This is a genomic window from Pseudomonas sp. Mb7, from assembly GCF_054790525.1.
The window spans coordinates 3,847,733-3,868,288 of the sequence record NZ_CP186501.1; the positions used below are offsets into that span (position 1 = coordinate 3,847,733).

General features: G+C 58.3%; 20 protein-coding genes. 2 read left to right on the forward strand and 18 right to left on the reverse strand.

Going from position 1 to position 20,556, the window contains the following annotated elements:
* Positions 1-72 precede the first annotated feature (72 nt).
* From ACOYXH_RS17240 to ACOYXH_RS17285, 10 genes are all read right to left on the reverse strand, one after another.
* On the reverse strand, positions 73-2,166 hold the full coding sequence (locus ACOYXH_RS17240) for an LTA synthase family protein (protein WP_095048584.1): 2,094 nt from the start codon (positions 2,164-2,166) through the stop codon (positions 73-75).
* Between the two features lie 300 nt (positions 2,167-2,466).
* Positions 2,467-3,072 (reverse strand): START domain-containing protein, encoded by a 606-nt coding sequence (locus tag ACOYXH_RS17245; protein WP_095048585.1) that lies wholly within the window; start codon positions 3,070-3,072, stop codon positions 2,467-2,469.
* A 41-nt stretch (positions 3,073-3,113) separates the two neighbouring features.
* Positions 3,114-3,368 carry a YkgJ family cysteine cluster protein gene (locus ACOYXH_RS17250; protein ID WP_007908349.1) on the reverse strand — a complete coding sequence of 85 codons (255 nt, stop codon included), beginning with the start codon at positions 3,366-3,368 and terminating at the stop codon, positions 3,114-3,116.
* 166 nt (positions 3,369-3,534) lie between these two features.
* Positions 3,535-4,005 (reverse strand): translation initiation factor 2, encoded by a 471-nt coding sequence (locus ACOYXH_RS17255; RefSeq protein ID WP_095048648.1) that lies wholly within the window; start codon positions 4,003-4,005, stop codon positions 3,535-3,537.
* A gap of 79 nt (positions 4,006-4,084) precedes the next feature.
* Entirely contained in the window at positions 4,085-5,524 is a 1,440-nt protein-coding gene (locus tag ACOYXH_RS17260; RefSeq protein ID WP_016985994.1) for an aminotransferase-like domain-containing protein, read from the reverse strand.
* Positions 5,525-5,725: 201 nt separating this feature from the next.
* Positions 5,726-6,538 carry an OmpA family protein gene (locus ACOYXH_RS17265; protein WP_460065544.1) on the reverse strand — a complete coding sequence of 271 codons (813 nt, stop codon included), beginning with the start codon at positions 6,536-6,538 and terminating at the stop codon, positions 5,726-5,728.
* The gene (locus tag ACOYXH_RS17270; protein WP_093435356.1) at positions 6,535-6,891 is read right to left on the reverse strand and encodes a DUF4398 domain-containing protein; all 357 of its coding nucleotides are present in this window, start codon (positions 6,889-6,891) and stop codon (positions 6,535-6,537) included. Before ACOYXH_RS17270 ends, ACOYXH_RS17265 begins: the two co-directional genes overlap by 4 nt.
* Before the next feature lie 9 nt (positions 6,892-6,900).
* A complete protein-coding gene (locus ACOYXH_RS17275) occupies positions 6,901-7,722 on the reverse strand; it encodes a substrate-binding periplasmic protein (RefSeq protein WP_095048587.1) in 822 nt (273 codons plus the stop codon).
* 79 nt (positions 7,723-7,801) lie between these two features.
* A complete protein-coding gene (locus ACOYXH_RS17280) occupies positions 7,802-8,731 on the reverse strand; it encodes an electron transfer flavoprotein subunit alpha/FixB family protein (protein WP_093435361.1) in 930 nt (309 codons plus the stop codon).
* Positions 8,732-9,481 carry an electron transfer flavoprotein subunit beta/FixA family protein gene (locus ACOYXH_RS17285; protein WP_095048588.1) on the reverse strand — a complete coding sequence of 250 codons (750 nt, stop codon included), beginning with the start codon at positions 9,479-9,481 and terminating at the stop codon, positions 8,732-8,734. It abuts the gene before it with no gap.
* A 548-nt stretch (positions 9,482-10,029) separates the two neighbouring features.
* Here ACOYXH_RS17285 and ACOYXH_RS17290 point away from each other — a divergent pair.
* Positions 10,030-11,694 (forward strand): electron transfer flavoprotein-ubiquinone oxidoreductase, encoded by a 1,665-nt coding sequence (locus tag ACOYXH_RS17290; protein ID WP_064120345.1) that lies wholly within the window; start codon positions 10,030-10,032, stop codon positions 11,692-11,694.
* Between the two features lie 183 nt (positions 11,695-11,877).
* Here the strand turns inward: ACOYXH_RS17290 and ACOYXH_RS17295 are convergent, their stop codons facing one another.
* On the reverse strand, positions 11,878-12,768 hold the full coding sequence (locus ACOYXH_RS17295) for an AraC family transcriptional regulator (RefSeq protein WP_007908334.1): 891 nt from the start codon (positions 12,766-12,768) through the stop codon (positions 11,878-11,880).
* Between the two features lie 192 nt (positions 12,769-12,960).
* Between ACOYXH_RS17295 and ACOYXH_RS17300 the strand changes: the two genes are divergently transcribed.
* Positions 12,961-14,013, forward strand: a complete 1,053-nt coding sequence (locus ACOYXH_RS17300) for an NAD(P)-dependent alcohol dehydrogenase (protein WP_007908332.1) — start codon at positions 12,961-12,963, stop codon at positions 14,011-14,013.
* Here the strand turns inward: ACOYXH_RS17300 and ACOYXH_RS17305 are convergent.
* The 7 genes from ACOYXH_RS17305 to ACOYXH_RS17335 form a co-directional block, all read right to left on the reverse strand.
* The gene (locus ACOYXH_RS17305; protein WP_460410883.1) at positions 14,010-14,813 is read right to left on the reverse strand and encodes an IclR family transcriptional regulator; all 804 of its coding nucleotides are present in this window, start codon (positions 14,811-14,813) and stop codon (positions 14,010-14,012) included. The two genes, ACOYXH_RS17300 and ACOYXH_RS17305, sit on opposite strands and share 4 nt — an antisense overlap.
* 61 nt (positions 14,814-14,874) lie before the next feature.
* The gene (locus tag ACOYXH_RS17310; RefSeq protein WP_095048589.1) at positions 14,875-16,185 is read right to left on the reverse strand and encodes an MFS transporter; all 1,311 of its coding nucleotides are present in this window, start codon (positions 16,183-16,185) and stop codon (positions 14,875-14,877) included.
* Positions 16,186-16,359: 174 nt separating this feature from the next.
* Entirely contained in the window at positions 16,360-17,508 is a 1,149-nt protein-coding gene (gene dgoD, locus ACOYXH_RS17315) for a galactonate dehydratase (protein ID WP_007908327.1), read from the reverse strand.
* Positions 17,509-17,555: 47 nt separating this feature from the next.
* A complete protein-coding gene (locus ACOYXH_RS17320; protein WP_449123076.1) occupies positions 17,556-18,176 on the reverse strand; it encodes a 2-dehydro-3-deoxy-6-phosphogalactonate aldolase in 621 nt (206 codons plus the stop codon).
* A 19-nt stretch (positions 18,177-18,195) separates the two neighbouring features.
* A complete protein-coding gene (locus ACOYXH_RS17325; protein WP_460409844.1) occupies positions 18,196-19,185 on the reverse strand; it encodes a 2-dehydro-3-deoxygalactonokinase in 990 nt (329 codons plus the stop codon).
* A 105-nt stretch (positions 19,186-19,290) separates the two neighbouring features.
* A complete protein-coding gene (locus ACOYXH_RS17330; protein ID WP_460409845.1) occupies positions 19,291-19,821 on the reverse strand; it encodes a hypothetical protein in 531 nt (176 codons plus the stop codon).
* Positions 19,818-20,552 carry an alpha/beta hydrolase family protein gene (locus ACOYXH_RS17335; RefSeq protein ID WP_077574055.1) on the reverse strand — a complete coding sequence of 245 codons (735 nt, stop codon included), beginning with the start codon at positions 20,550-20,552 and terminating at the stop codon, positions 19,818-19,820. The genes ACOYXH_RS17330 and ACOYXH_RS17335 overlap by 4 nt, the downstream gene beginning before the upstream one ends.
* Between the last annotated feature and the right edge of the window lie 4 nt (positions 20,553-20,556).

Consider the following 20,556-nt stretch of genomic DNA (forward strand, 5'->3'; position numbering starts at 1 on the left):
ATTCACGCGTAAAAAAAGAGGCCCTGTTAAGGGCCTCTTTTTTATTGCGCGGATCTTTCTGTTATAGATCGATCAGTCCGGCTTGCCGTGGATGACACCGGCGGTGTTATCCATCAGGCTCTTGGTTGCCGTTTGCAGGAACGCTTCGAGTTTGAGTTTCAACTCGGCGGTGCGCGGCGCATTCGGTACCACTTCGGCGTGCGGATTGGCCCCCAGTTGGTACTGCCACATCTTCGGCCCCATATCCTTGTCTCTCGGCAACACCAGAATCTGGTCAGCGGTGACGATAGCAGTGGTCTGCTCGCTGCCCGACGGCTTGATCACACCGAAACCGGTGTCGCCTTCCGGCAGGTTGAGCAAGTCGCGGCCCCAGCACTGGTGACGCACTTCGCCGCCGAGACGGCCCATGATGGTTGGCACGATATCGATCTGCGTACCCACTGTGTGGTCACGCGTACCGAACTTCTCCTGAATGCCAGGTGCGATCATCAGCATCGGTACGTTGAAGCGGCCCAGGTCCATTTCGGTGATCTGGCGCTCGTTGCCGAAGCCGTGGTCGCCGACGATGACGAACAGGGTTTCCTTGAAGTACGGCTCTTTGCGCGCCTTCTCGAAGAACTGACCCAGCGCCCAGTCGGAGTAGCGCATGGCGGTCAAGTGTTCGTTGAGGCTGCCGCGATCGGTCACGCGCTCGACCGGCAATGGCGTCGGCAAGGCGTATGGCGTGTGGTTAGACAGGGTTTGCAGCAGCGCGTAGAACGGCTTGCCGTTTTCCCGCGCCTTCAACTCCTGCAGACCACGGTCGAACATGTCCTGGTCGGACACGCCCCAGGTCGGATCGGAGAACACCGGGTTGACGAAGTCGTTACGGCCAACGAAGTTGGTCATGCCCTGGTTGCTGAAAAAGCCCGACTGGTTGTCCCAGGCGAAGTCGCCGTTGTAGACGTATACGTCGTCGTAGTTGCGGGCGCTGAGCACCTGCGGCAAGCCGGACAGTTTGTGGCTGCCTTCCGGGGTCTGCATCAGGTATTCGAAACCTGGCAGGTTGGGGAAGCAGGCCATGGTCGCGAACATGCCCTGATGGGTGTGCGTACCGTTGGAGAAGAAGCGATCGAACAGCAGACCTTCCTTCGACAGTTTGTCCAGGTATGGCGTGATGTTGCCTGGCGCGCCCAGTGCACCGACCGAGTGACCGGCCATGCTTTCCATCAGGATCACGACGACGTTCTTGATCGGCAGGGTCTTGTCGGCCGGCGGCGTGTAATCACGGCGCACAGCGGCAATATCGGCATCGACCAGTTTTTCGTCTGGCATCAGCAGCATGTCGCGCACGACTTTCTGCGCCTGCTCTTGCGGCAACGTCGCTTTCCAGATGTTGTCGCGATCTTCGCCCATGCGAGATTTGGCGGCCTCGATCAGCGACAGCGTGGCGTTGAGGCCGAGCTGGTTGGCGAAGTTGGAATCGGTGGTGTAGACATCACCCCAGCGCATCGGCGGGCCCTGACGCAAGGTGCCACGGGCGGCAGCCACGCAGATCAGCAGGCAGACCATGAACACCGCCAGACGGGTGTACCACGGCGCAACTTGACGAGTACCCACGCTGCCGCCGCTGAACGGTCCGCGTGGACGCGTGGCACGATCGGCGCCTTTGAACGCAAGGGTCAGGATGACAGTGCCGATGGCCCACGCCAGCAGATAGCGCACTACCGGAAAACCGTACCAGAGCATGCTCATCACGGTTTTCGGGTCTTCCTTCACGTACTGGAACACCAGGCCGTTGAGGCGCTGGTGGAACTCGCGGTAGAAGTCCATCTCCATCAGGCCGAGGAACAGCGCGATGCTTGAGGCGATGGTCAGCCACAAGCGGAAGAAGCCGCGTGCGGCCATGGCGCGGGCACTGAACAGCGCCAGCACCAGCGGAATGCACAGGTAAACCACCAGGCGCAGGTCAAAACGCAGGCCGTTGGCGAAAGCTTCGAGGAAGGTCGAAGCCGGGGTATCGAGGATCATCTCGCGGTTGTAGACCAGCAGCGCGAGGCGCAGCACGGAAAACATCACCATCATGACCAGCGCGCAAAGCAGCGTGTAGGCCAGATGCGATTTGACGGTCGGTTGCAGCAGGCGAGCAGAAGATCGCTGCTGATTCAGGGCGTCCGGGTTTGCCATGTCGTTTTAGGACCCATTGGAAGTTGAAGTTGCAAAAATACAGCGGCGCCATGCCCTCTATTGGTCATTCCAGACCCCGGGGCTTGCGCGGTGCGCAAATGTTGCACGATCACCCGCACCATTGCCATTGATTACTGCCCCGCCGCTAGACACTTTCATTTACAGCAGCGGACAAACAGCGCGGGCGAATTGTCAGGAACACTTTGTGAAAATTTCGTGCAACGCATATCTGGAAACACAATATAGATACAAAACAAAACGCCCCGACTTGTTCGGGGCGTTTCGTTGAACGCGGGCCGATTACTTCTCGGCGCGCTCTTTCAAAGCTTTGAGGGTGTTGAACGGAGCATCGACGACAAATTTGTTGGCAACCATTGCCGGCACGCTGCCACCTGGTTCGGTGTGCACTTGATAAGTGACTTCAACCTGGTCGCCCTTCGGTACGAACTTCCAGAAGCCTTTGACCTGCTGCACGCGGACAAAGCCTTTTTCTTCAGGAACGTACGTCGGCAGACCTTTGAGGTTGCGGGTCAAGCTGCCGTCGGCGCCTTCGACGGTGGTGACTTCGATCACCGAGTCACGCGGGGTGACTGGCCAAGGGGTGTTGAACTGGGTGTAGGTCCAGCTCTGATCGCCCTCGTGCTTGAGCAGTTTCTGGGTCTTGCACTCGTGAATCCAGGCGCAGGCGCCAGCGACGTCTTCCTGCAGTGCGCGCAATTTGGCGACGGTGGTTTTCATCAGCGCAACGCCCTGGTAGGACTTGTAGTCCGAACCTGGCACTTCACTCAGGGACACCTTGATACCGTCCTCGTTCTTGGCGACTTTCCAGTCTTCAGCCTGAGCGACGGAGGTGGCCAGCACAGCGGTCAAACCACACAACACAGCGATACGATGCAGCGAACCCATAGTCTTATTCCTTATTGTTGAAGTTCCGTTCGTTTGACACATCACGCCGCCGTCATCTGCTCCCACCAGCCAATCAACCTGATCGCTTCTTCCGAGCTGCTGCCACAGACTTCGACATCCGCCGCGAAGCCGGAACAGACTGCCGGGCGCTCGGGGCGGCCGAAAATGCTGCACAGGTTTTCGACCGAGAGTTGCACGCAACGTTCGCCGGCAGGTTTGCCATCAGGCATGCCGGGAATTGGCGAACTGATGGAAGGGGCAATGCAGCAAGCGCCACAGCCTTCACGGCATTTCATGACGAACAATTCCTCGCGACGGGCGATGTGTAAAAGGGACGCGGAACAGAGTAACCGCTAAAACGGCTGTTTCAAATTCCCGGAACCGGGGTTTTCACCGATAACTGAATGTGACTGACCAGTCTCCGACAAAGCGTCTGGTCTGCGGGTCACAGATGAGCTGAGTTTACTGCTTGAATTCAAAGTCCAGCGCCGCACCTTCGACTTCACGGCGCTCTTCATTGCGCAGTTGCAACTGCATTTCGTTGCTGAGCAAGCGGCCGTTGAGCTGGAATCCGTTGTTTTTCTCGCCAAACATCTGCGGCAGGATCGGCTCGCGCTTGGGCAATTCAACTGTGCCCTTGGGCTTCAATTCCTCGACCATGTCCTTGGGCAGGCTCAAATCGAGTTTGGCCGAAGGCAACTTGGTTTTTACCACTTCACTGGCGGGTTTCGATTTCGAGGCGACTGGCTTGCGCTTCTTGATGACTTTTTGCTGAGGTTTCTTCGCGGGAGTTGCCTTCTGCGCTGGCGTGTATTTTTTTGCCGGGCTCGTCGCCGCCGGTTTTTCCTGAGCCGCAGCGGCCACGACGCCAGGCGCATGACCGATCATCAGCAAACCCAGCAAAACCCAAGCGGCAGGAGCAATCGCTTTCATGAACCCAACAGTGGCAAACGGCAGATGGCCATATGCTCGCTTGTTGGGCGCCACAAGACAAGCATCACCCACCGCTCGTTCAGAATCCGCCAGCGGTTTCCTGACACAGTTGCGTCGCCAGCAACCCAAGGGTCATCAACGCCCGCTCCGCCTCGCGGTTCCACGGAATCCCGCAGTTCAGGCGGATACAGTGGTTGAACTGCTCGGTATTACTGAAGATCAGTCCCGGCGCAATGCTGATGCCCTGCTGCAGGGCGCGCACATGCAATTCCTGAGTATTCACCCTACCCGGCAAGCTCACCCAGAGGATGAAACCGCCCGTAGGCCGGGTCATTTGCGTGCCTTCGGGGAAGTACTGCTGCACCGCCAACTGGAAGGCACTGAGGTTTTTTCGGTATTCCTGGCGGATGTACCGTAAATGCCGGTCATAACCGCCGTTTTCCAGATAAGCGGCAATCGCCATCTGCGTCACGCTGCACGCCGAATGGGTGCTGAAGGTCTGCAGTCGCTGGATTTCCTGCTGGTACTTGCCAGCGATCATCCAGCCGATGCGCACACCGGGTGACAAGGTTTTGGAGAAGCTCGAACAGTAGATCACCCGATCCAGTCGGTCATAAGCCTTGAGCGCTTTGGTTTTGCCCTGCTCGAACATCAACTCGCCATAGATGTCGTCTTCGACAATCTGGATGTCGAAGTCCGAGGCCAGACGCAGCAACTGTTTCTGCCGCTCTTCGGGCATGGTGCCGCCCAGTGGATTGCTCAGGCGCGTGGTCAGCACCAGCGCTTTGATCGACCACTGGTTGGCCGCCAGTTGCAAGGCTTCGAGGCTCATGCCGGTGGCAGGATCGCTGGGGATTTCGATGACTTTCAGGCCGAGCAGATCGGCCAGTTGCAGCAAACCGTAATAGGTCGGCGACTCAGCAGCGATCAGATCGCCCGGACGGGTCAGCACACGCAACGACATCTGCAGAGCATCGACGCAACCGTGGGTGATCACGACTTCCGACGGATCGACCACCACACCGGCATCACGCATGCGGATCGCCACTTGCCGGCGCAGCGGTTCGAAACCGGGGCTGAACATGTAGCTGAAGGCGCGTGGGCTATGAAAACGCGTGACCTTGGCCAGTTGCTGATGCAAGGCGCGCACCGGCAAGTAATCGACACTTGGCACGGCAGCGCCGAGCGGGAACACACCTTCACGGCGTGATTCGACCAGCACCTGTTGAATGATGCTGCTGCGAGTGACCAGACCGGGACGTTCAACCCGCGCAATGTCCGGTGTCGGTGCAGTCAGCGCAGGCGTTTGGTGTACGTAATATCCGGACTGCGGACGTGCGCGAATCAGCCCCTGATCTTCGAGATTGGCGTAGGCCTGCAACACCGTCGCATGGCTGACGTTGAGCTGCGAACTCATCTTGCGTACCGAAGGCACGCGCTCCCCCGGTTGATAGACCCCACGGCGGATGTCTTCGGCCAGTTGCTGAGCAATACGTTGGTAGAGCAAGAGATTGGTCATGACGCAGCACTCGATTTCACGGGCATTTTATTCTTGTGTGAAACAATACCGGAACAGTTTAGAAGTGTACTGGGACAGTTGCCACATTACTCGACCATACAGTGCGGTGTCTGCCCCCTACTGTACGGATTGCGAGCCAATCGACAGACGTAAAAAAGCCCGGCACTGCATGACAGCCCGGGCTTTCCAGAGACGCAACCCTTAACGGGCGGCGCCGAGCTGGCCTTTTTCATCGGAGAAGACAATTTCAACCCGACGATTCTGTGCCCGCCCACGCTCGGAAGCGTTGGCGTCCACCGGGTATTCGTCGCCGTAGCCTTCGACCTGAATGCGTTTGTCGTCGATGCCCAGGTCCATCAGCACGTCCGCCACCGATTGCGCGCGGTCACGGGACAGCTTGAGGTTCTCCTGTTTGCCGCCGGTGCTGTCGGTGTAGCCCTCGATGCGCACTACACGTTTGGGGTTCAGTTGCAGGAACTGGACGATTTTCAGCACAACACGGTTGGCCGAGTTTTTCAGCTCCGCTTCACCGGTGTCGAACAGCACATCGCCGAGGGTCATCACCAGACCACGGTCGGTCTGCGTGGTGGCCAGTGCTACGATCTGTTCTTCCAGCCATTTGCCCTGTTGCTGCACGCTGAGCAACTTCGATTCACGCAAGGCCAGTTGCAGGCGCTGACGCTCCAGCTCAAGTTTGGCTGCGCGCTCCTCATTGAGCACCTGATTGGTATGCTCGCGGGCGATTTCGCTGTAGCGCTGGCTCAGGTAGGCGTAGTGCACAACATCGGAACCGCTGCCCCAATAGGTCGACAGGCGATCGGCACGAGCCAGGGACTCACCGGCGCGGATCACGTCTTTCGGCGCGATGCGCAGCACGTTGGAGTCTTCCTTGACCTTCTGAAAGTCGGCGCTGGCTTCCTGCAGAGCGGATTCGCTGTGCTGACCGGCGCAGCCGTACAGGCTGACGCAACCGACGAGGATCAGGCCACCTACAACTTTCGACTTGAGGCTCATTGGGCATCTCCCAGTTGCTTGCGCAGACGGACGATGCGGGTGTTAAGCACATTCACCTGTTCTTGACTTTTTTGCGTCAGCACTTTGGCTTCGGCCAGACGTGCATCCAGCTCGGCCTGTTCGGAGCGCATGCGCGCATTCCGGTAGGACTGGTCAGCCATGTTGCCTTTGGCGCGGTTGTACTTGGTTTCGGCCAGTTTCATTTCCGGCACTTCATCGGCGGTGGCGCCAACAGCCTTGGCCTGGGTGATGGCTTGCTCGGTCAGGCGCATTTGTTCATTGGGTGCCGGATCGGTCGCGCAACCGGCCAGGGCCAGAACGGCCACAGCCGCGAAAAGAGGTCGAATACTCACTAAGAATCCCTACTGTTTTGGGGCACTGACAGGTTGTGGCGGCTGTTGCTGCTGCGCCTTCCAGCGCTCGATATTGCGTTGCAGCGCGGCTTCCGTCAGTCCGGACGCGGGCAATTCTGTCATCTTTTTGGCCAACTGTCCGCGCAACCACGGATCGTTGCATGCCGAGTTATGCGAAACCGCGAGGAACAGCCCCGGCCGGTCGACCGGTTGCTCGAACACCAACAGGTCATTGGCCATACCCAATGCCTGCGCGGCGGCCATGCCCGAGTATCGGCCGGCGAGTACATATTCCACTTCGCCCAAGAGCAGTTTCTGTAGCGCCTGAGTGAGGTTGGCTGTCCGGGTCAGGGTCAGATTCTGCTCGGCGAAAGTGCCAAATGCCTGGGTCATACGAGACTTTTCCGACAACGCACCGACGTGACCGTGCAGGTCTTTGGCCTCGCTGTAGACCAGCGTCGAGCCTTTGCGGGTCCACACCAGATAGTCGTTTTCCAGCAACGGCGGATGGATGTAGTCGAGGTTTTCCAGCTCATTGAGGGTCAGCGGCGCGTCGGCGAGCATGTCCATGCGCCCGCTGCGCACTTCATCGAGGGCTTGCGAACGTTTGCCGGCGTAGAGCAATTCGACTTTGATGCCGAGGTCTTTGGCGACTTGTTGCAGCAGATCAGCGCTGGCACCGATCAACTGCTTGGGATTCTGCGGGTCCTGCCACAGGTACGGCGGCGCATCCGGGCTACCGGTGACGACGAGGCGCTCGCATTTGCCAGCGGCCATCGCCAACCCCGGCAACAGGGCCAACCCCAACAACCATCCGCAGCGCAGATCCATGGCAACACACTCCCACTCAAATCCGAGACAAAAAAAGCCCGACCAAAAGGTCGGGCTCTTTATAAGTGAAGCCGCTGGATTAGACCAGCTTCTCCAGCTCAGGGACGGCTTCGAACAGATCAGCCACGAGACCGTAATCGGCCACCTGGAAGATCGGCGCTTCTTCGTCCTTGTTGATCGCAACGATCACTTTGGAGTCTTTCATACCGGCCAAGTGCTGGATCGCGCCGGAGATACCGACGGCAATGTACAGCTGTGGCGCAACAATCTTGCCGGTCTGACCGACCTGCATGTCGTTCGGTACGAAACCTGCGTCGACCGCGGCGCGCGAAGCACCGACAGCAGCGCCCAGCTTGTCGGCCAGAGCGTACAGGTGTTTGAAGTTGTCGCCGTTCTGCATGCCGCGGCCGCCGGAAACGACGATCTTGGCAGCGGTCAGCTCAGGACGATCGGACTTGGCCAGTTCTTCGTTGACGAAGCTGGAAGTGCCAGCGTTGTGCGCAGCAGCAACTGCTTCAACGGCAGCCGAACCACCTTCAGCGGCAACCGGGTCGAAACCGGTAGCACGTACAGTGATCACTTTGATCGCAGCGGTCGACTGCACGGTAGCGATAGCGTTACCGGCGTAGATCGGACGCTTGAACGTGTCAGCGCTTTCGACCGAGATGATCTCGGAGATCTGGTCAACGTCCAGCTGCGCGGCAACGCGCGGCAGGATGTTTTTACCGTTGGAGGTCGCGGCAGCCAGGATGTGGCTGTAGCCAGCGCCCAGCTCTGCAACCAATGGCGCAACGTTTTCCGGCAGCTGATGCGCGTAAGCGGCATTGTCAGCGTTGAGGACTTTGCTCACGCCAGCGATTTTCGCAGCGGCTTCAGCCACGGCGCCAGCGCCTTGACCTGCAACCAGAACGTGGACGTCGCCGCCGATTTTGACCGCAGCAGCCACGGTGTTCAGTGTGGCCGGGGCCAGCACTTTGTTGTCGTGTTCAGCAATAACCAAGATAGTCATTTAGATTACCTTCGCTTCGTTTTTCAGTTTCTCGACCAATTCAGCTACCGACTTAACCTTGATGCCCGCGCTGCGTGCAGCCGGCGCTTCGACTTTCAGGGTCTTGTTGGTGGAGGCGGTGGAAACGCCCAAAGCGTCCGGAGTCAGCACTTCGAGAGGCTTCTTCTTGGCTTTCATGATGTTTGGCAGGGACGCGTAGCGCGGCTCGTTCAAACGCAGGTCGGTGGTGACGATGGCCGGCAGTTTCAGGGAAACCGTCTGCGCGCCGCCGTCGATTTCACGAGTCACGGCAACGCTGTCGCCGGAGACTTCGACTTTCGAGGCGAACGTGCCCTGACCGTAGCCGCTCAATGCAGCGAGCATCTGGCCGGTCTGGTTGTTGTCGCTGTCGATGGCCTGCTTGCCGAGGATCACCAGCTGCGGCTGTTCCTTGTCGACCACAGCCTTGAGCAGCTTGGCCACGGCGAGCGAGGTCAGATCTTCAGTGGATTCGACGAGGATGGCACGGTCGGCACCCAGAGCCAGTGCGGTACGCAGTTGCTCCTGAGCGGTGGTCGGGCCGATGGAGACGACGACGATTTCAGTCGCAACACCTTTCTCTTTCAGGCGTACGGCTTCTTCCACTGCGATTTCGCAGAACGGGTTCATCGACATCTTGACGTTGGCGAGATCGACGCCGGAATTGTCCGCCTTGACGCGAACCTTGACGTTGTAATCCACAACGCGTTTGACAGCTACAAGAACCTTCATGGATTCCTCGTTACTCTCCGGTGAAAAGAAAGTCGCCTAGGCGAACCTGGCGGTTGATGCTCATCAGGCTAAAGGGCACCTCTAAAAACGCCGACTCGGGTGTCAGGTGGCTGCACGGTGGAGGACCTGCGACCGTTCGTCAGGGGTGACCGACGGGTCATTGATCTTCACGCTGTGTAAACTGCGCGCCGGACCTGCGCTGCGCATCACCTTCTACTGCCTGTGCCCTGTCTTTAGACGTGCTCTTGAAACCGCCAGTCTGCCTACGACGAGCGCAAAACCGCCCGTATCTTGACCGGAACGCCTATTCCGGTCAATACAGCAAAATGACCATTCATAAGCCGCGCTTCTTTGATTTCTCTGGGCTGGAGCCAATTCAAACAAACGTTTGTATTGGACGCTCGGAGTGGTGTAGATATAATGCGCCGCCTAGAGAGAAAGGTCGGACTCCAATATTCCCCTTGACGTTAACGTAAAGGAATAGCGGATGCGACATCAAACCTCCAAATTAGAAAAAAAACTGTTGAGCCTTGAGTAGGAGATAGCCTGTGGAACGCGAATACATGGAATTCGACGTGGTCATCGTCGGTGCCGGCCCCGCTGGCCTGTCCGCCGCCTGCCGTCTGAAGCAGAAGGCCGCCGAAGCCGGTAAGGAAATCAGCGTCTGCGTGGTCGAAAAAGGCTCCGAAGTCGGCGCACACATCCTGTCCGGTGCCGTGTTCGAACCACGCGCTCTGAATGAACTGTTCCCGGACTGGAAAGAACTCGGCGCCCCGCTGAACACGCCAGTGACCCGCGACGATATTTTCGTACTGAAAAACGCCGACAGCGCGCAGAAAATTCCTGACTTCTTTGTGCCCAAGACCATGCACAACGAAGGCAACTACATTATCTCCCTCGGCAACCTGTGCCGCTGGCTCGCCCAGCAGGCCGAGAACCTCGGCGTGGAAATCTACCCGGGTTTCGCCGCTCAGGAAGCACTGATCGACGAACAAGGCGTAGTGCGCGGGATCATCACTGGTGATCTGGGCGTCGACCGCGAAGGCAACCCGAAAGAAGGCTTGTACACCCCGGGCATGGAACTGCGTGGCAAGTACACGCTGTTCGCCGAAGGCTGCCGTGGCCACATCGGCAAGCAACTGATCAAGCGCTACAACCTCGACAGCGATGCCGACGCCCAGCACTACGGCATCGGCCTGAAAGAAATCTGGGAAATCGACCCGGCCAAACATCAGCCAGGCCTGGTGGTGCACACCGCTGGTTGGCCGCTGGACATCATGGGCACCGAAAACACCGGCGGCTCGTTCCTCTATCACCTGGAAAACAACCAGGTGGTGGTTGGTCTGATCGTTGACCTGTCCTACAGCAACACTTACCTGTCGCCGTTCGACGAGTTCCAGCGCCTCAAGCATCACCCGGTGCTGGCCCAGTATCTGGAAGGCGGCAAGCGCATCAGTTACGGCGCTCGCGCGATTTGCAAAGGTGGCCTGAACTCGCTGCCGAAAATGGTCTTCAAGGGCGGCGCGCTGATCGGTTGCGACCTCGGCACCCTGAACTTCGCCAAGATCAAGGGCAGCCATACTGCGATGAAGTCCGGCATGCTCGCCGCAGAATCCGTGGCTGACGCGCTGTTCGCAGAAAAGGACGGCACTGAAGAGCTGACCACTTACGTCGACGCGTTCAAGAAGAGCTGGCTCTACGACGAACTGTTCGCCAGCCGCAACTTCGGCCCGGCGATCCACAAGTTCGGCGCCATCGTTGGCGGCGGTTTCAACTGGCTGGATCAGAACATCTTCGGCGGCAAACTGCCGTTCACCCTGCACGACACCAAGCCGGATTACGCTTGCCTCAAGCTAGCGGCGGACTGCAAGAAGATCGACTATCCGAAGCCGGACGGCAAACTCAGCTTCGACAAGCTCAGCTCGGTGTTCATCTCCGGTACCAACCACGAAGAAGAACAACCTTGCCACCTGAAGCTGACCGACCCGAGCATCCCGATCAGTAAGAACTTGCCGCTGTACGACGAACCGGCGCAGCGCTACTGCCCGGCCGGCGTGTACGAAGTGATCACCAAGGAAGACGGCGAGAAGCGCTTCCAGATCAACGCCCAGAACTGCGTGCACTGCAAGACCTGTGACATCAAGGACCCTTCGCAGAACATCACCTGGGTCACGCCGGAAGGCGCTGGCGGCCCGACTTACCCGAACATGTAAGTCGAACCGCTGAACATCAAGGCTCCCGAATCGGGGGCCTTTTTGTTGCCCAAAATTTACTGCATCACTTGACTCCCTGTGGGAGCTGGCTTGCCAGCGATGGCGGTGGATCAGGTGACATCTATGTTGAATGTGCCGGCCTCATCGCTGGCAAGCCAGCTCCCACAGGGATTGTGAAAATCCTCAGGCAGCGCGCTCGTCACCCGGGCTGCGCTCGAAATAGCGCTTATATTCACGGCTGAACTGCGACGTACTCTGATACCCCACCCGATGCGCCACCTGCGCCACACCCAGGCCTTCGGCGACCAACAACGTCTGCGCCTTCAGTAACCTCAGGCGCTTCAGATACTGCACCGGCGACAACAACGTGCTGCGTTTGAAATGCTCATGAAAGGTCGACACGCTCATGTTCGCGCAACCGGCCAGCGTTTCAACGTTCAACGGCTCGGTGTAATGCGCATGCAGATGACTGATCGACGCCGCCACCCGCGCGAATTGCCCTTGCTGCTCGACCAATGCCCGCAACACATCCGCCTGCGGCCCGCGCAACGCGGTGAACAACAATTCACGCACCCGAGCCGGCCCAAGAATCTGGCATTCCAGCGGATCGTGCAGGCAACTCAGCAAGCGCTCGACGCAACCGCGCATGGCATCGTCGAGTACCACTGAGGTCATCGACTCCGGGGTCTGCGCCGGGATATGCCGGCCCGGCGCCAGCCCCATGGCCAGCACCAGCTCACCGAGCAACACCCGATCAATCGCCACCGAAACACCGAGCAACGGCGCATCCGGCAAGGCAAACGTCTCGCATTCGAACGGCACCGGCAGCGCCTGAATCAGATAGTGCCCGGCGCCGTACTCCATGGTGCGCGGCCCGAGAAACGCCAGTTTGCTGCCCTGGGCGATGATCATCAGGCTCGGTTCGTAAATGTGCGGGCCACGGGCAACGTCGCAACTGGCGCGCAACACTTGCACACCGGGCAACCCGGTCGGGGAATAACCATCGCGCAGCGCCAGCGGCTCGATCAGCGAAACCAGCCGCGCATTGGCATCAAGATGACGGGTCAACTGCATCGAATTGCTCTTCACAAAAAATCACGAAAATAAGGGATGAAAGCATCATCGCAGATCCTTTTGCCAATGCGACCGATCAAACCCGCATGCCGGAGGATTAGGCATGAGACCCGGAGGAATCGTCATGGCCGGACCGACAGTCGGCGCCCAGAATGCGCCGCCTCACTTGTTCCTGCTTTTGCGAGGTTTCACATGTACACCGCCATCGGTTATGCCGCCCAATCGGCCACCACCCCCCTCGCCCCGATGAAATTCGAACGCCGCAGCCCGCGCGCCGATGACGTCGCGATCGAAATCCTTTACTGCGGCGTCTGCCACTCCGATATCCACCAGGCGCGCAACGAATGGGGTATCGCCGTTTACCCGCTGATGCCCGGCCACGAGATCGTCGGAAAAGTCACCGCGATCGGTGCGAATGTCACTCAACACAAGGTAGGCGACCTGGTCGGGGTTGGCTGCATGGTCGACTCGTGCCGCACCTGCGAAGCGTGCCAATCGAACCTTGAGCAATACTGCCTCGAAGGCCCGACCATGACCTACGCCACCCCGGATCGGGTCGATGGCAGCAACACCATGGGCGGTTATTCCGACAGCATCGTCGTCAGCGAGCACTTCGTCGTGCGCATTCCGGAAAAACTGGCGTTAGCCAGCGCCGCGCCAATCCTCTGCGCCGGTATCACCACCTACTCGCCGCTCAAGCACTACGGCGTGAAGGCTGGCGACAAGGTCGGGATTCTCGGCATGGGCGGTCTGGGCCACATGGGCATCAAGTTCGCCAAAGCCATGGGCGCCGAAGTGACGCTGTTCACCCGTTCGGCAAGCAAGGCTGAAGAAGGCCGCCGTCAGGGTGCCGATCATGTGATCGTCTCCACCGACGCCGAGCAGATGAAAGCGGCTGCCGGTTACTTCGACTTCCTGCTCGACACCATTCCGGTGCAGCACGATCTCAACCCGTACCTCGACACCCTGCGCTTCGACGGCGTGCACATTCTGGTCGGTCTGATCGAGCCGATTGATCCACCGGTACACGCCGGCAAACTAGTGATGAGCCGTCGCGTGCTGGCCGGCTCGTTGATCGGTGGCGTCGCCGAAACCCAGGAAGTCCTGGATTTCTGCGCCGAGCACAACATCACCTGCGACATCGAAATGCTCGACATCCGCCAGATCAACGAGGCTTACGCCCGGATGATTGCCGGTGACGTGAAGTACCGCTTCGTGATCGACATGGCGACGCTCAAGGTTTAAACCTTCAGGCCTAGCTCTGCCGACAGCCGGGCTGTGACCTCTTTGATCAGGGGAATCAGCTCGGCCATTTTTTCCAGCGGCATGTACGGCACGGTGCTGGCGATACTGATCGCCGCCACGATGCCCTTGCTCGCATCCCGAATCGGCGCCGCCACGCAGCGGATCGACGGTTCGTTGTCCTCCAGATCGAAGGCGTAGCCCCCGGCGACGTACTCGGTCATACGCTGCTCAAGCTGCTCCCACGACTGCTGAGGATGCTGCGGCCAGAACTGACTCTTCCCACCTGCCGGCAGACTGATGTCGTACAGACGTTGCCAGTCTTTCGGTGAGTCATCGAGCATCAATGCCTTACCAATACCGGTGCGCGCCAGCGGCATGCGATGGCCGACCCGCGAACGCATTTCCGGGCCGTTGCGCCCCGGATTTTTCAGCAGATACAACACTTCATCGCCTTCGCGAATGCCCAAGTGCACGGTGTCACCAGTCAGCGCCGACAACTCGTCCAGATACGGCCCGGCCAGGCTCACCAGCGGCAACTCTTCACGCGCCTGGAAACCCAATTCGATCAGCTTCGGTCCGAGCAGATAACCGACTTGCGGCACCACGCGCAGGTAGCGCTCGTCGACCAGGCAACTGGCCAGTCGATGGGTGGTGCTGCGCGTGGTACCGATCAGCCGGGCAATCTCCTTGAGATCGCGGGCGCCACTGGCCACCGCTTGCACCACGCCGAGACCGCGCAATAGCGTCTGGGTGCCGGTGGGTGCGGCGTCCTTGGTTTTTTCCGGAGCGTCTTCCTGCATATCCAGCCTTTTACCGTTGAGCGAAGGAACGGGCGGCATTATGGTCGCCCGACGCAGACCACTACAACTCGATACGCTCGACCTTGCCGACCAGCAGCACGTAGGACAAAGCACCGATCAAGGCGAGAACCGCGATATAGGTGATCGCCGGGGCGAACGAATCGCCGCTGGCAAGGAAACCGATGACGATCGGCGTAGCAATTGCCGACAGGTTGCCGATGAAATTGAACACCCCGCCAGTCAGCCCCAACAACCGCGCTGGCGCTAACGTCGACACCAGTGACCAAGTGATCGAGGCCAGACCGTTGCCGAAAAATGCCAACGCCAGAAAGGCAATCACCAGCGGCGTCGACTCAACGAAGTTGGCGCCGATGATCGAGGTGGAAATAAGCAGCCCGCCAATGATCGGCAACTTGCGCGCAAACCCGACGGTGTAGCCGCGACGAATCAAGAAGTCGGAAAAGAACCCCGAACACAGCACACCGATGAACGCGGCGAGAAACGGCAGCGACGCCAGCAGGCCGGACTTGATGAAGTCCATGCCGCGATATTTCACCAGATAGGTCGGGAACCACGTCAGGAAAAACCACAGCGTCGAGTTCAGGCAGAACTGGCCGAGGTAGATACCCCACAACTTGCGCTTGGTCAGGACGATGCCCAGATCGGTCCAGCTGAATTTGGCTTTGACCTTGGCCGACTCTTGCTGAATATCAACCAGACCACCGCCCTCGCGGATCAGGTCGATTTCCGCTTCGTTCGCGCCTTTGAAATCCCGTGGCTCGCGATACACCGCGTACCAGATCGCCGCCCAGATAATGCCGACAGCGCCTGTTGCGACGAACACCATGTGCCAGCCGAATTCATGTTGCAGCCAGGCGAGCACCGGAGTGAGAAATGCCAGACCAACGAACTGTCCCGACGTGTAAAAACCAATCGCCGTGGCGCGTTCCCGCTCGGGAAACCACGTCGTGACCACACGGCTGTTGATCGGATAAGCCGGCGCTTCCAGCGCACCGACCGCCATGCGCAATACAAACAACGCGATGAAACTCGCAGCGAAACCGAGCATCACCGTAGCCACAGACCACAACAACAAAGCGACGCTGTAAAGAATGCGCGGTGGCACGCGATCGACCAACCAGCCGCCGGGGATCTGCATCGCGGCGTAAGTCCAGCCGAACGCGGAGAAAATCAGACCGACGTGAATCGGATCGATGCCCAGCTCACTGGTCAGCGCCGGCGCAGCAATCGACAGGTTGCTGCGGTCGAGGTAGTTGATGACCACGGTGATAAACAGCAACACCATGATGAAAAAACGCTTACGGCTGGGCGTGACTAAAGACGCCTGCCCGGTGAGGGTTTGCGGTTGCATGGGGAGAGCCTCTTTTTATGTTTATTGAGGTCGGCCTGAGGCCTGATCGTTCCCACGCTCCGCGTGGGAATGCAGCCCGGGACGCTCTGCGTCCCAAAAGCGCACGCAGAGCGTCCATTGAGGCATTCCCACTCAGAGCGTGGGAACGATCTCATCGGGTGTGTCAGGGACGACTCACCACTCGGCAAAACTGCCATCGGCATGACGCCAGATCGGGTTGCGCCAGCGATGCCCGACCGCTGCGCGCTCGATCACATATTCTTCGTTGATCTCAATGCCCAACCCCGGGCCGTTCGGAATCTTCACAAAACCTTTGTCGTAATCGAACACCCGCGGATCCTTCACGTAGTCGAGCAAGTCGTTGCTCTCGTTGTAATGGATGCCCAGGCTCTGCTCCTGGATAAACGCGTTGTAACAAGCCGCGTCCAATTGCAAACACGCCGCCAGCGCAATCGGCCCCAACGGGCAGTGCAGCGCCAGTGCCACATCGTAGGCCTCGGCCATGTTGGCGATCTTGCGGGTTTCGGTGATGCCGCCCGCGTGGGAGGCATCCGGCTGGATGATGTCGACGTAACCTTCGCTCAACACGCGTTTAAAGTCCCAACGCGAGAACAGCCGCTCACCCAGAGCAATCGGTGTGCTGGTCAACGGCGCCAGCTCTTTCAACGCTTCATAGTTTTCGCTGAGCACCGGCTCTTCGATAAACATCAGTTTGTACGGGTCGAGTTCCTTCATCAGCACCTTGGCCATCGGCTTGTGCACGCGGCCATGGAAGTCGACGCCGATACCGACGTTCGGCCCGACCGCGTCACGTACGGCGGCGACGTTGGCCAGCGCCAGATCGACTTTCTCGAAGGTATCGAGGAATTGCAGTTCTTCGGTGCCGTTCATTTTCACCGCAGTAAAACCACGGCTCACCGCCTCTTTCGCCGCACGCGCGGTGTCCGCTGGACGGTCGCCGCCAATCCACGAATACACGCGAATCTTGTCACGCACCTGACCACCGAGCAGATCACTCACCGACACGCCAAGGGCCTTGCCCTTGATGTCCCACAACGCCTGATCGATACCCGCCAGCGCGCTCATGTGGATCGCACCGCCACGGTAGAAACCGCCGCGATAGAGCACAGTCCAGATGTCTTCGATGTTGCGTGGGTCTTTGCCGATCAGGTAGTCGGACAATTCTTCAACGGCAGCTGCGACGGTATGCGCGCGCCCTTCAACCACGGGTTCGCCCCAACCGGTCACGCCTTCGTCGGTTTCGACTTTGAGGAAACACCAACGCGGCGGGACGATGAAGGTGGTGAGTTTGGTGATTTTCATCTTTTTTGTCTCTCTTGTAGATGCAGCGCACGCAGCGCCAAAAAGTCTTAGCGAAGGGCCTTCCACGCGGCCACGTAGGCCTTGGCATTCACCGCCACTTGCTCCGGGGTCATGCCCGGTTTGAACAGGCCCGAACCGAGGCCAAAACCTTTCACACCGGCATCGATAAACGCCTGCATATTGTCCGGGGTGATGCCGCCGACCGGCGCCAGTACCGTTCCCGTCGGCAACACTGCGAGCCAGGCTTTGACGACCGCCGGGCCCATTTGCTCGGCCGGGAACAACTTGAGAATGTCCGCGCCCTCCTCCAGTGCCGCGAAGGCCTCGGTCGGCGTGGCGACGCCCGGCGACAGAAACAGCCCCGCCGCTTTCGCCGCGCGCAAGACCTTGGCATCGCTGTGCGGCATGACGATCACTTGGCCGCCGGCCTCTTTCACGAGCTCGACCTGCTCCGGGGTCAGCACCGTGCCGGCACCGATCAGGCAATCGGCGGGCAAGGTCGTGCGCAGGATGCGGATACTTTCGTACGGCGAAGGGGAATTGAGCGGTACTTCGATGACGCGAAATCCAGCCGCATACAGGACTTCTCCGACAGCGGCGGCTTCCTGCGGATGCAGGCCACGCAGAATCGCGATCAGACCGTTTTGCGCCAATGCTTGCTTGAGCATGTCAGGCCTCCAGTCAGGGTTAACGGGATGAGGAATCGATCAGTCCGGCGGCCAGCGCCAGTTGCCACAGACCACGCTCGGTGGCCTGTTCGGCCAGCGTCACGTTGGCGAAACCGCAGGCAGCGAGGGCACGGCTGTAGCGCGTGCAGAGTTGCGCGTTGCCGATGAGGATGATCGAAGGGAGATTCGGGTTGTTGCGGCGACGCCGCTGAACCGTGGCGAGCGCCGCCAGTTCATGGCCGATCATCAGGCCGGACAGATAATCCGCCTGCGCGGTCGGGCTGAGTTCGCCGGTCAGGCCCAAGGTACGGGCACTGAACAACGTCGACAGCACGCCGAGTTCGCCGTCCACCGACTGCGCAACCTGCACACCACGGTCAAACGCCAGAGCATCGAACGCCGCCCCCTGCTTCAGGGTACGGCCGAGAATGCTGTGTTCACTGAGCACGGCGAACACTTCGCCGGTCATGAACGTGTCGAAATGGGTGATGCAGCCATCGACGACGTCCACCCATTTCGAATGACTGCCCGGCAGACCGATCAACAGATCAACACCCGCCTCAATCGGCAGATTCTGCAGCACGCCGAGCACTTGGGTTTCTTCGCCGCGCATCACATTCGGCAGGCGCGAACGCTGAATCACACCCGGCACGATATGCACGCGGGTGCCGCGCAGGCTGACAATTGTTTGTAGGGAGTTTCCGAGATTGGCGACGTTCGTCGGCGTCTCGCAGTAGGCTGCTTCACGCCAGCCCTGTGCACTGCCGACCATGCCGCAAGCTATCACCGGTAGATTCGGCTGCGCATCGAGCCAGTCGCCGCACGCCTCGTCGAACGCCAGTTCAAAACCATCGGCGCATTCGCGACCGTTGATGACTCGCGGAGTCTTCGGCAGTTGCATGATCCCGGACGACAGCGCGCGCTGCTCCAGCACCACACCGTCCGCTGCGAGTTTGTAAGCACGTAATGAGGTCGTCCCCCAATCGAGCGCGATCAATTGCGCCAGCATCGCTTCACCTGTTTTGTTTTTGGCAGTGAGTGCGACGGACTATAGACCTCTCAGACGGGAAATCTCAATATGTAATTTTGCATCCCACATTATGGGATATAGCAATCATTGCACGCGCTGCTGTTCAATGACGTGTACGAGGTCAGTTGCTGGAATCAGCATTGACTTCGAATAGTATCCCCCGAATGAGTAAGCTGAGGTAAACACTCTGCAAGAGACGGCGTTACGTTCATTTAATAATGCCAGCAGTTCTTCCGCGCTCATGAAAACATTTGAAACGCCCTCATCCTCCTTTCTCACTGCGGACAATCTAGACGTATAAATATGGTCTAAACCAGACTTATCGGCGTCAACCTCAACAAGATTACCAACAAAATAATTAGTCAATTTATCGGAGTTTTCAAATTCAAGCTCTTTATCCAGAGAGCAAAACAATGTTTCACCCAACTGTGTTTCTCCCGTCGCATCCTTAAAAAAATTCAACACATCGGTCTTCGAACTAAAGCGAACACTCCAAGACAAACTATCGCCCCCTGTAGCGACAGAAATGAATTCAATCTCGGTATCAGGAAGAATCGACCGCTTGGCACAAGAACTACATAGAAGCATCGTCAGCACAATAAATAGTCGTATCATTTTTTCGATTCCAAATATTGAGTCACTCGCTCATAAACTATATCGCACGCAGACTTTCCACTTTGAAGTTTGGAGGCGAACAGCATACCTGCTTGCCGGTGATTCGCACTGACCGCCTCATTTATATTCGGTCCAGATGTCATGATCCAGCGCTCTCCCAAACTGGCAACAGTATCTGAATCGTCTTTTTCCTTGGGGGATGCCAATATATTTATCCAGTAATCTGCCACGGGCTTTGGCGTCGTAAAATAGATATCAGAGAACATCCATACACCTGTACCACCGCCAACAGGATCGAGTGTTACCAACATCTTGACTGTATAACCTCGTTCTTTCAAAATCGAGGTCAAATGTGCACCATTCCACCCCCCAAGGCTATGACCAACAATCACAAGATAAACCGTCTTATCACCTTTTAACGGGCGTATTACATACTTCTCGATATCCTTCTCACCGCGAACATCCTTATAGCTTATATAAGGTAAATTAACGTCGAGCTTTTGTTCCGGAGACAGTCTGTTCGACAACTGATTCCACGCATTTTGCACGTTATGATGAGGAGGTTCATTCTGATAATACTCCTCTTTATCCCCAGCACCGCCAATAAAGAAAACGGCTACCTTTTTCACTTTGACAGTAACTTGCTTGACGCTCTGGTCAGTCTTGCAGGTCAACTCATGGCCAGCCACTTCAGTTTTGCAGTCTCTGAGTGCAGGATTTTCGACTTCCATTTCG

Bases quoted from the DNA above. Each gene is read 5' to 3' on its own strand.
- ACOYXH_RS17240 (WP_095048584.1), bottom strand. From the start codon at position 2,166: ATGGCAAACCCGGACGCCCTGAATCAGCAGCGATCTTCTGCTCGCCTG.
- ACOYXH_RS17245 (WP_095048585.1), bottom strand. From the start codon at position 3,072: ATGGGTTCGCTGCATCGTATCGCTGTGTTGTGTGGTTTGACCGCTGTG.
- ACOYXH_RS17250 (WP_007908349.1), bottom strand. From the start codon at position 3,368: ATGAAATGCCGTGAAGGCTGTGGCGCTTGCTGCATTGCCCCTTCCATC.
- ACOYXH_RS17255 (WP_095048648.1), bottom strand. From the start codon at position 4,005: ATGAAAGCGATTGCTCCTGCCGCTTGGGTTTTGCTGGGTTTGCTGATG.
- ACOYXH_RS17260 (WP_016985994.1), bottom strand. From the start codon at position 5,524: ATGACCAATCTCTTGCTCTACCAACGTATTGCTCAGCAACTGGCCGAA.
- ACOYXH_RS17265 (WP_460065544.1), bottom strand. From the start codon at position 6,538: ATGAGCCTCAAGTCGAAAGTTGTAGGTGGCCTGATCCTCGTCGGTTGC.
- ACOYXH_RS17275 (WP_095048587.1), bottom strand. From the start codon at position 7,722: ATGGATCTGCGCTGCGGATGGTTGTTGGGGTTGGCCCTGTTGCCGGGG.
- ACOYXH_RS17280 (WP_093435361.1), bottom strand. From the start codon at position 8,731: ATGACTATCTTGGTTATTGCTGAACACGACAACAAAGTGCTGGCCCCG.
- ACOYXH_RS17285 (WP_095048588.1), bottom strand. From the start codon at position 9,481: ATGAAGGTTCTTGTAGCTGTCAAACGCGTTGTGGATTACAACGTCAAG.
- ACOYXH_RS17295 (WP_007908334.1), bottom strand. From the start codon at position 12,768: ATGCAGTTGACCCGTCATCTTGATGCCAATGCGCGGCTGGTTTCGCTG.
- ACOYXH_RS17300 (WP_007908332.1), top strand. From the start codon at position 12,961: ATGTACACCGCCATCGGTTATGCCGCCCAATCGGCCACCACCCCCCTC.
- ACOYXH_RS17305 (WP_460410883.1), bottom strand. From the start codon at position 14,813: ATGCAGGAAGACGCTCCGGAAAAAACCAAGGACGCCGCACCCACCGGC.
- ACOYXH_RS17310 (WP_095048589.1), bottom strand. From the start codon at position 16,185: ATGCAACCGCAAACCCTCACCGGGCAGGCGTCTTTAGTCACGCCCAGC.
- dgoD (WP_007908327.1), bottom strand. From the start codon at position 17,508: ATGAAAATCACCAAACTCACCACCTTCATCGTCCCGCCGCGTTGGTGT.
- ACOYXH_RS17320 (WP_449123076.1), bottom strand. From the start codon at position 18,176: ATGCTCAAGCAAGCATTGGCGCAAAACGGTCTGATCGCGATTCTGCGT.
- ACOYXH_RS17325 (WP_460409844.1), bottom strand. From the start codon at position 19,185: ATGCTGGCGCAATTGATCGCGCTCGATTGGGGGACGACCTCATTACGT.
- ACOYXH_RS17330 (WP_460409845.1), bottom strand. From the start codon at position 19,821: ATGATACGACTATTTATTGTGCTGACGATGCTTCTATGTAGTTCTTGT.
- ACOYXH_RS17335 (WP_077574055.1), bottom strand. From the start codon at position 20,552: ATGGAAGTCGAAAATCCTGCACTCAGAGACTGCAAAACTGAAGTGGCT.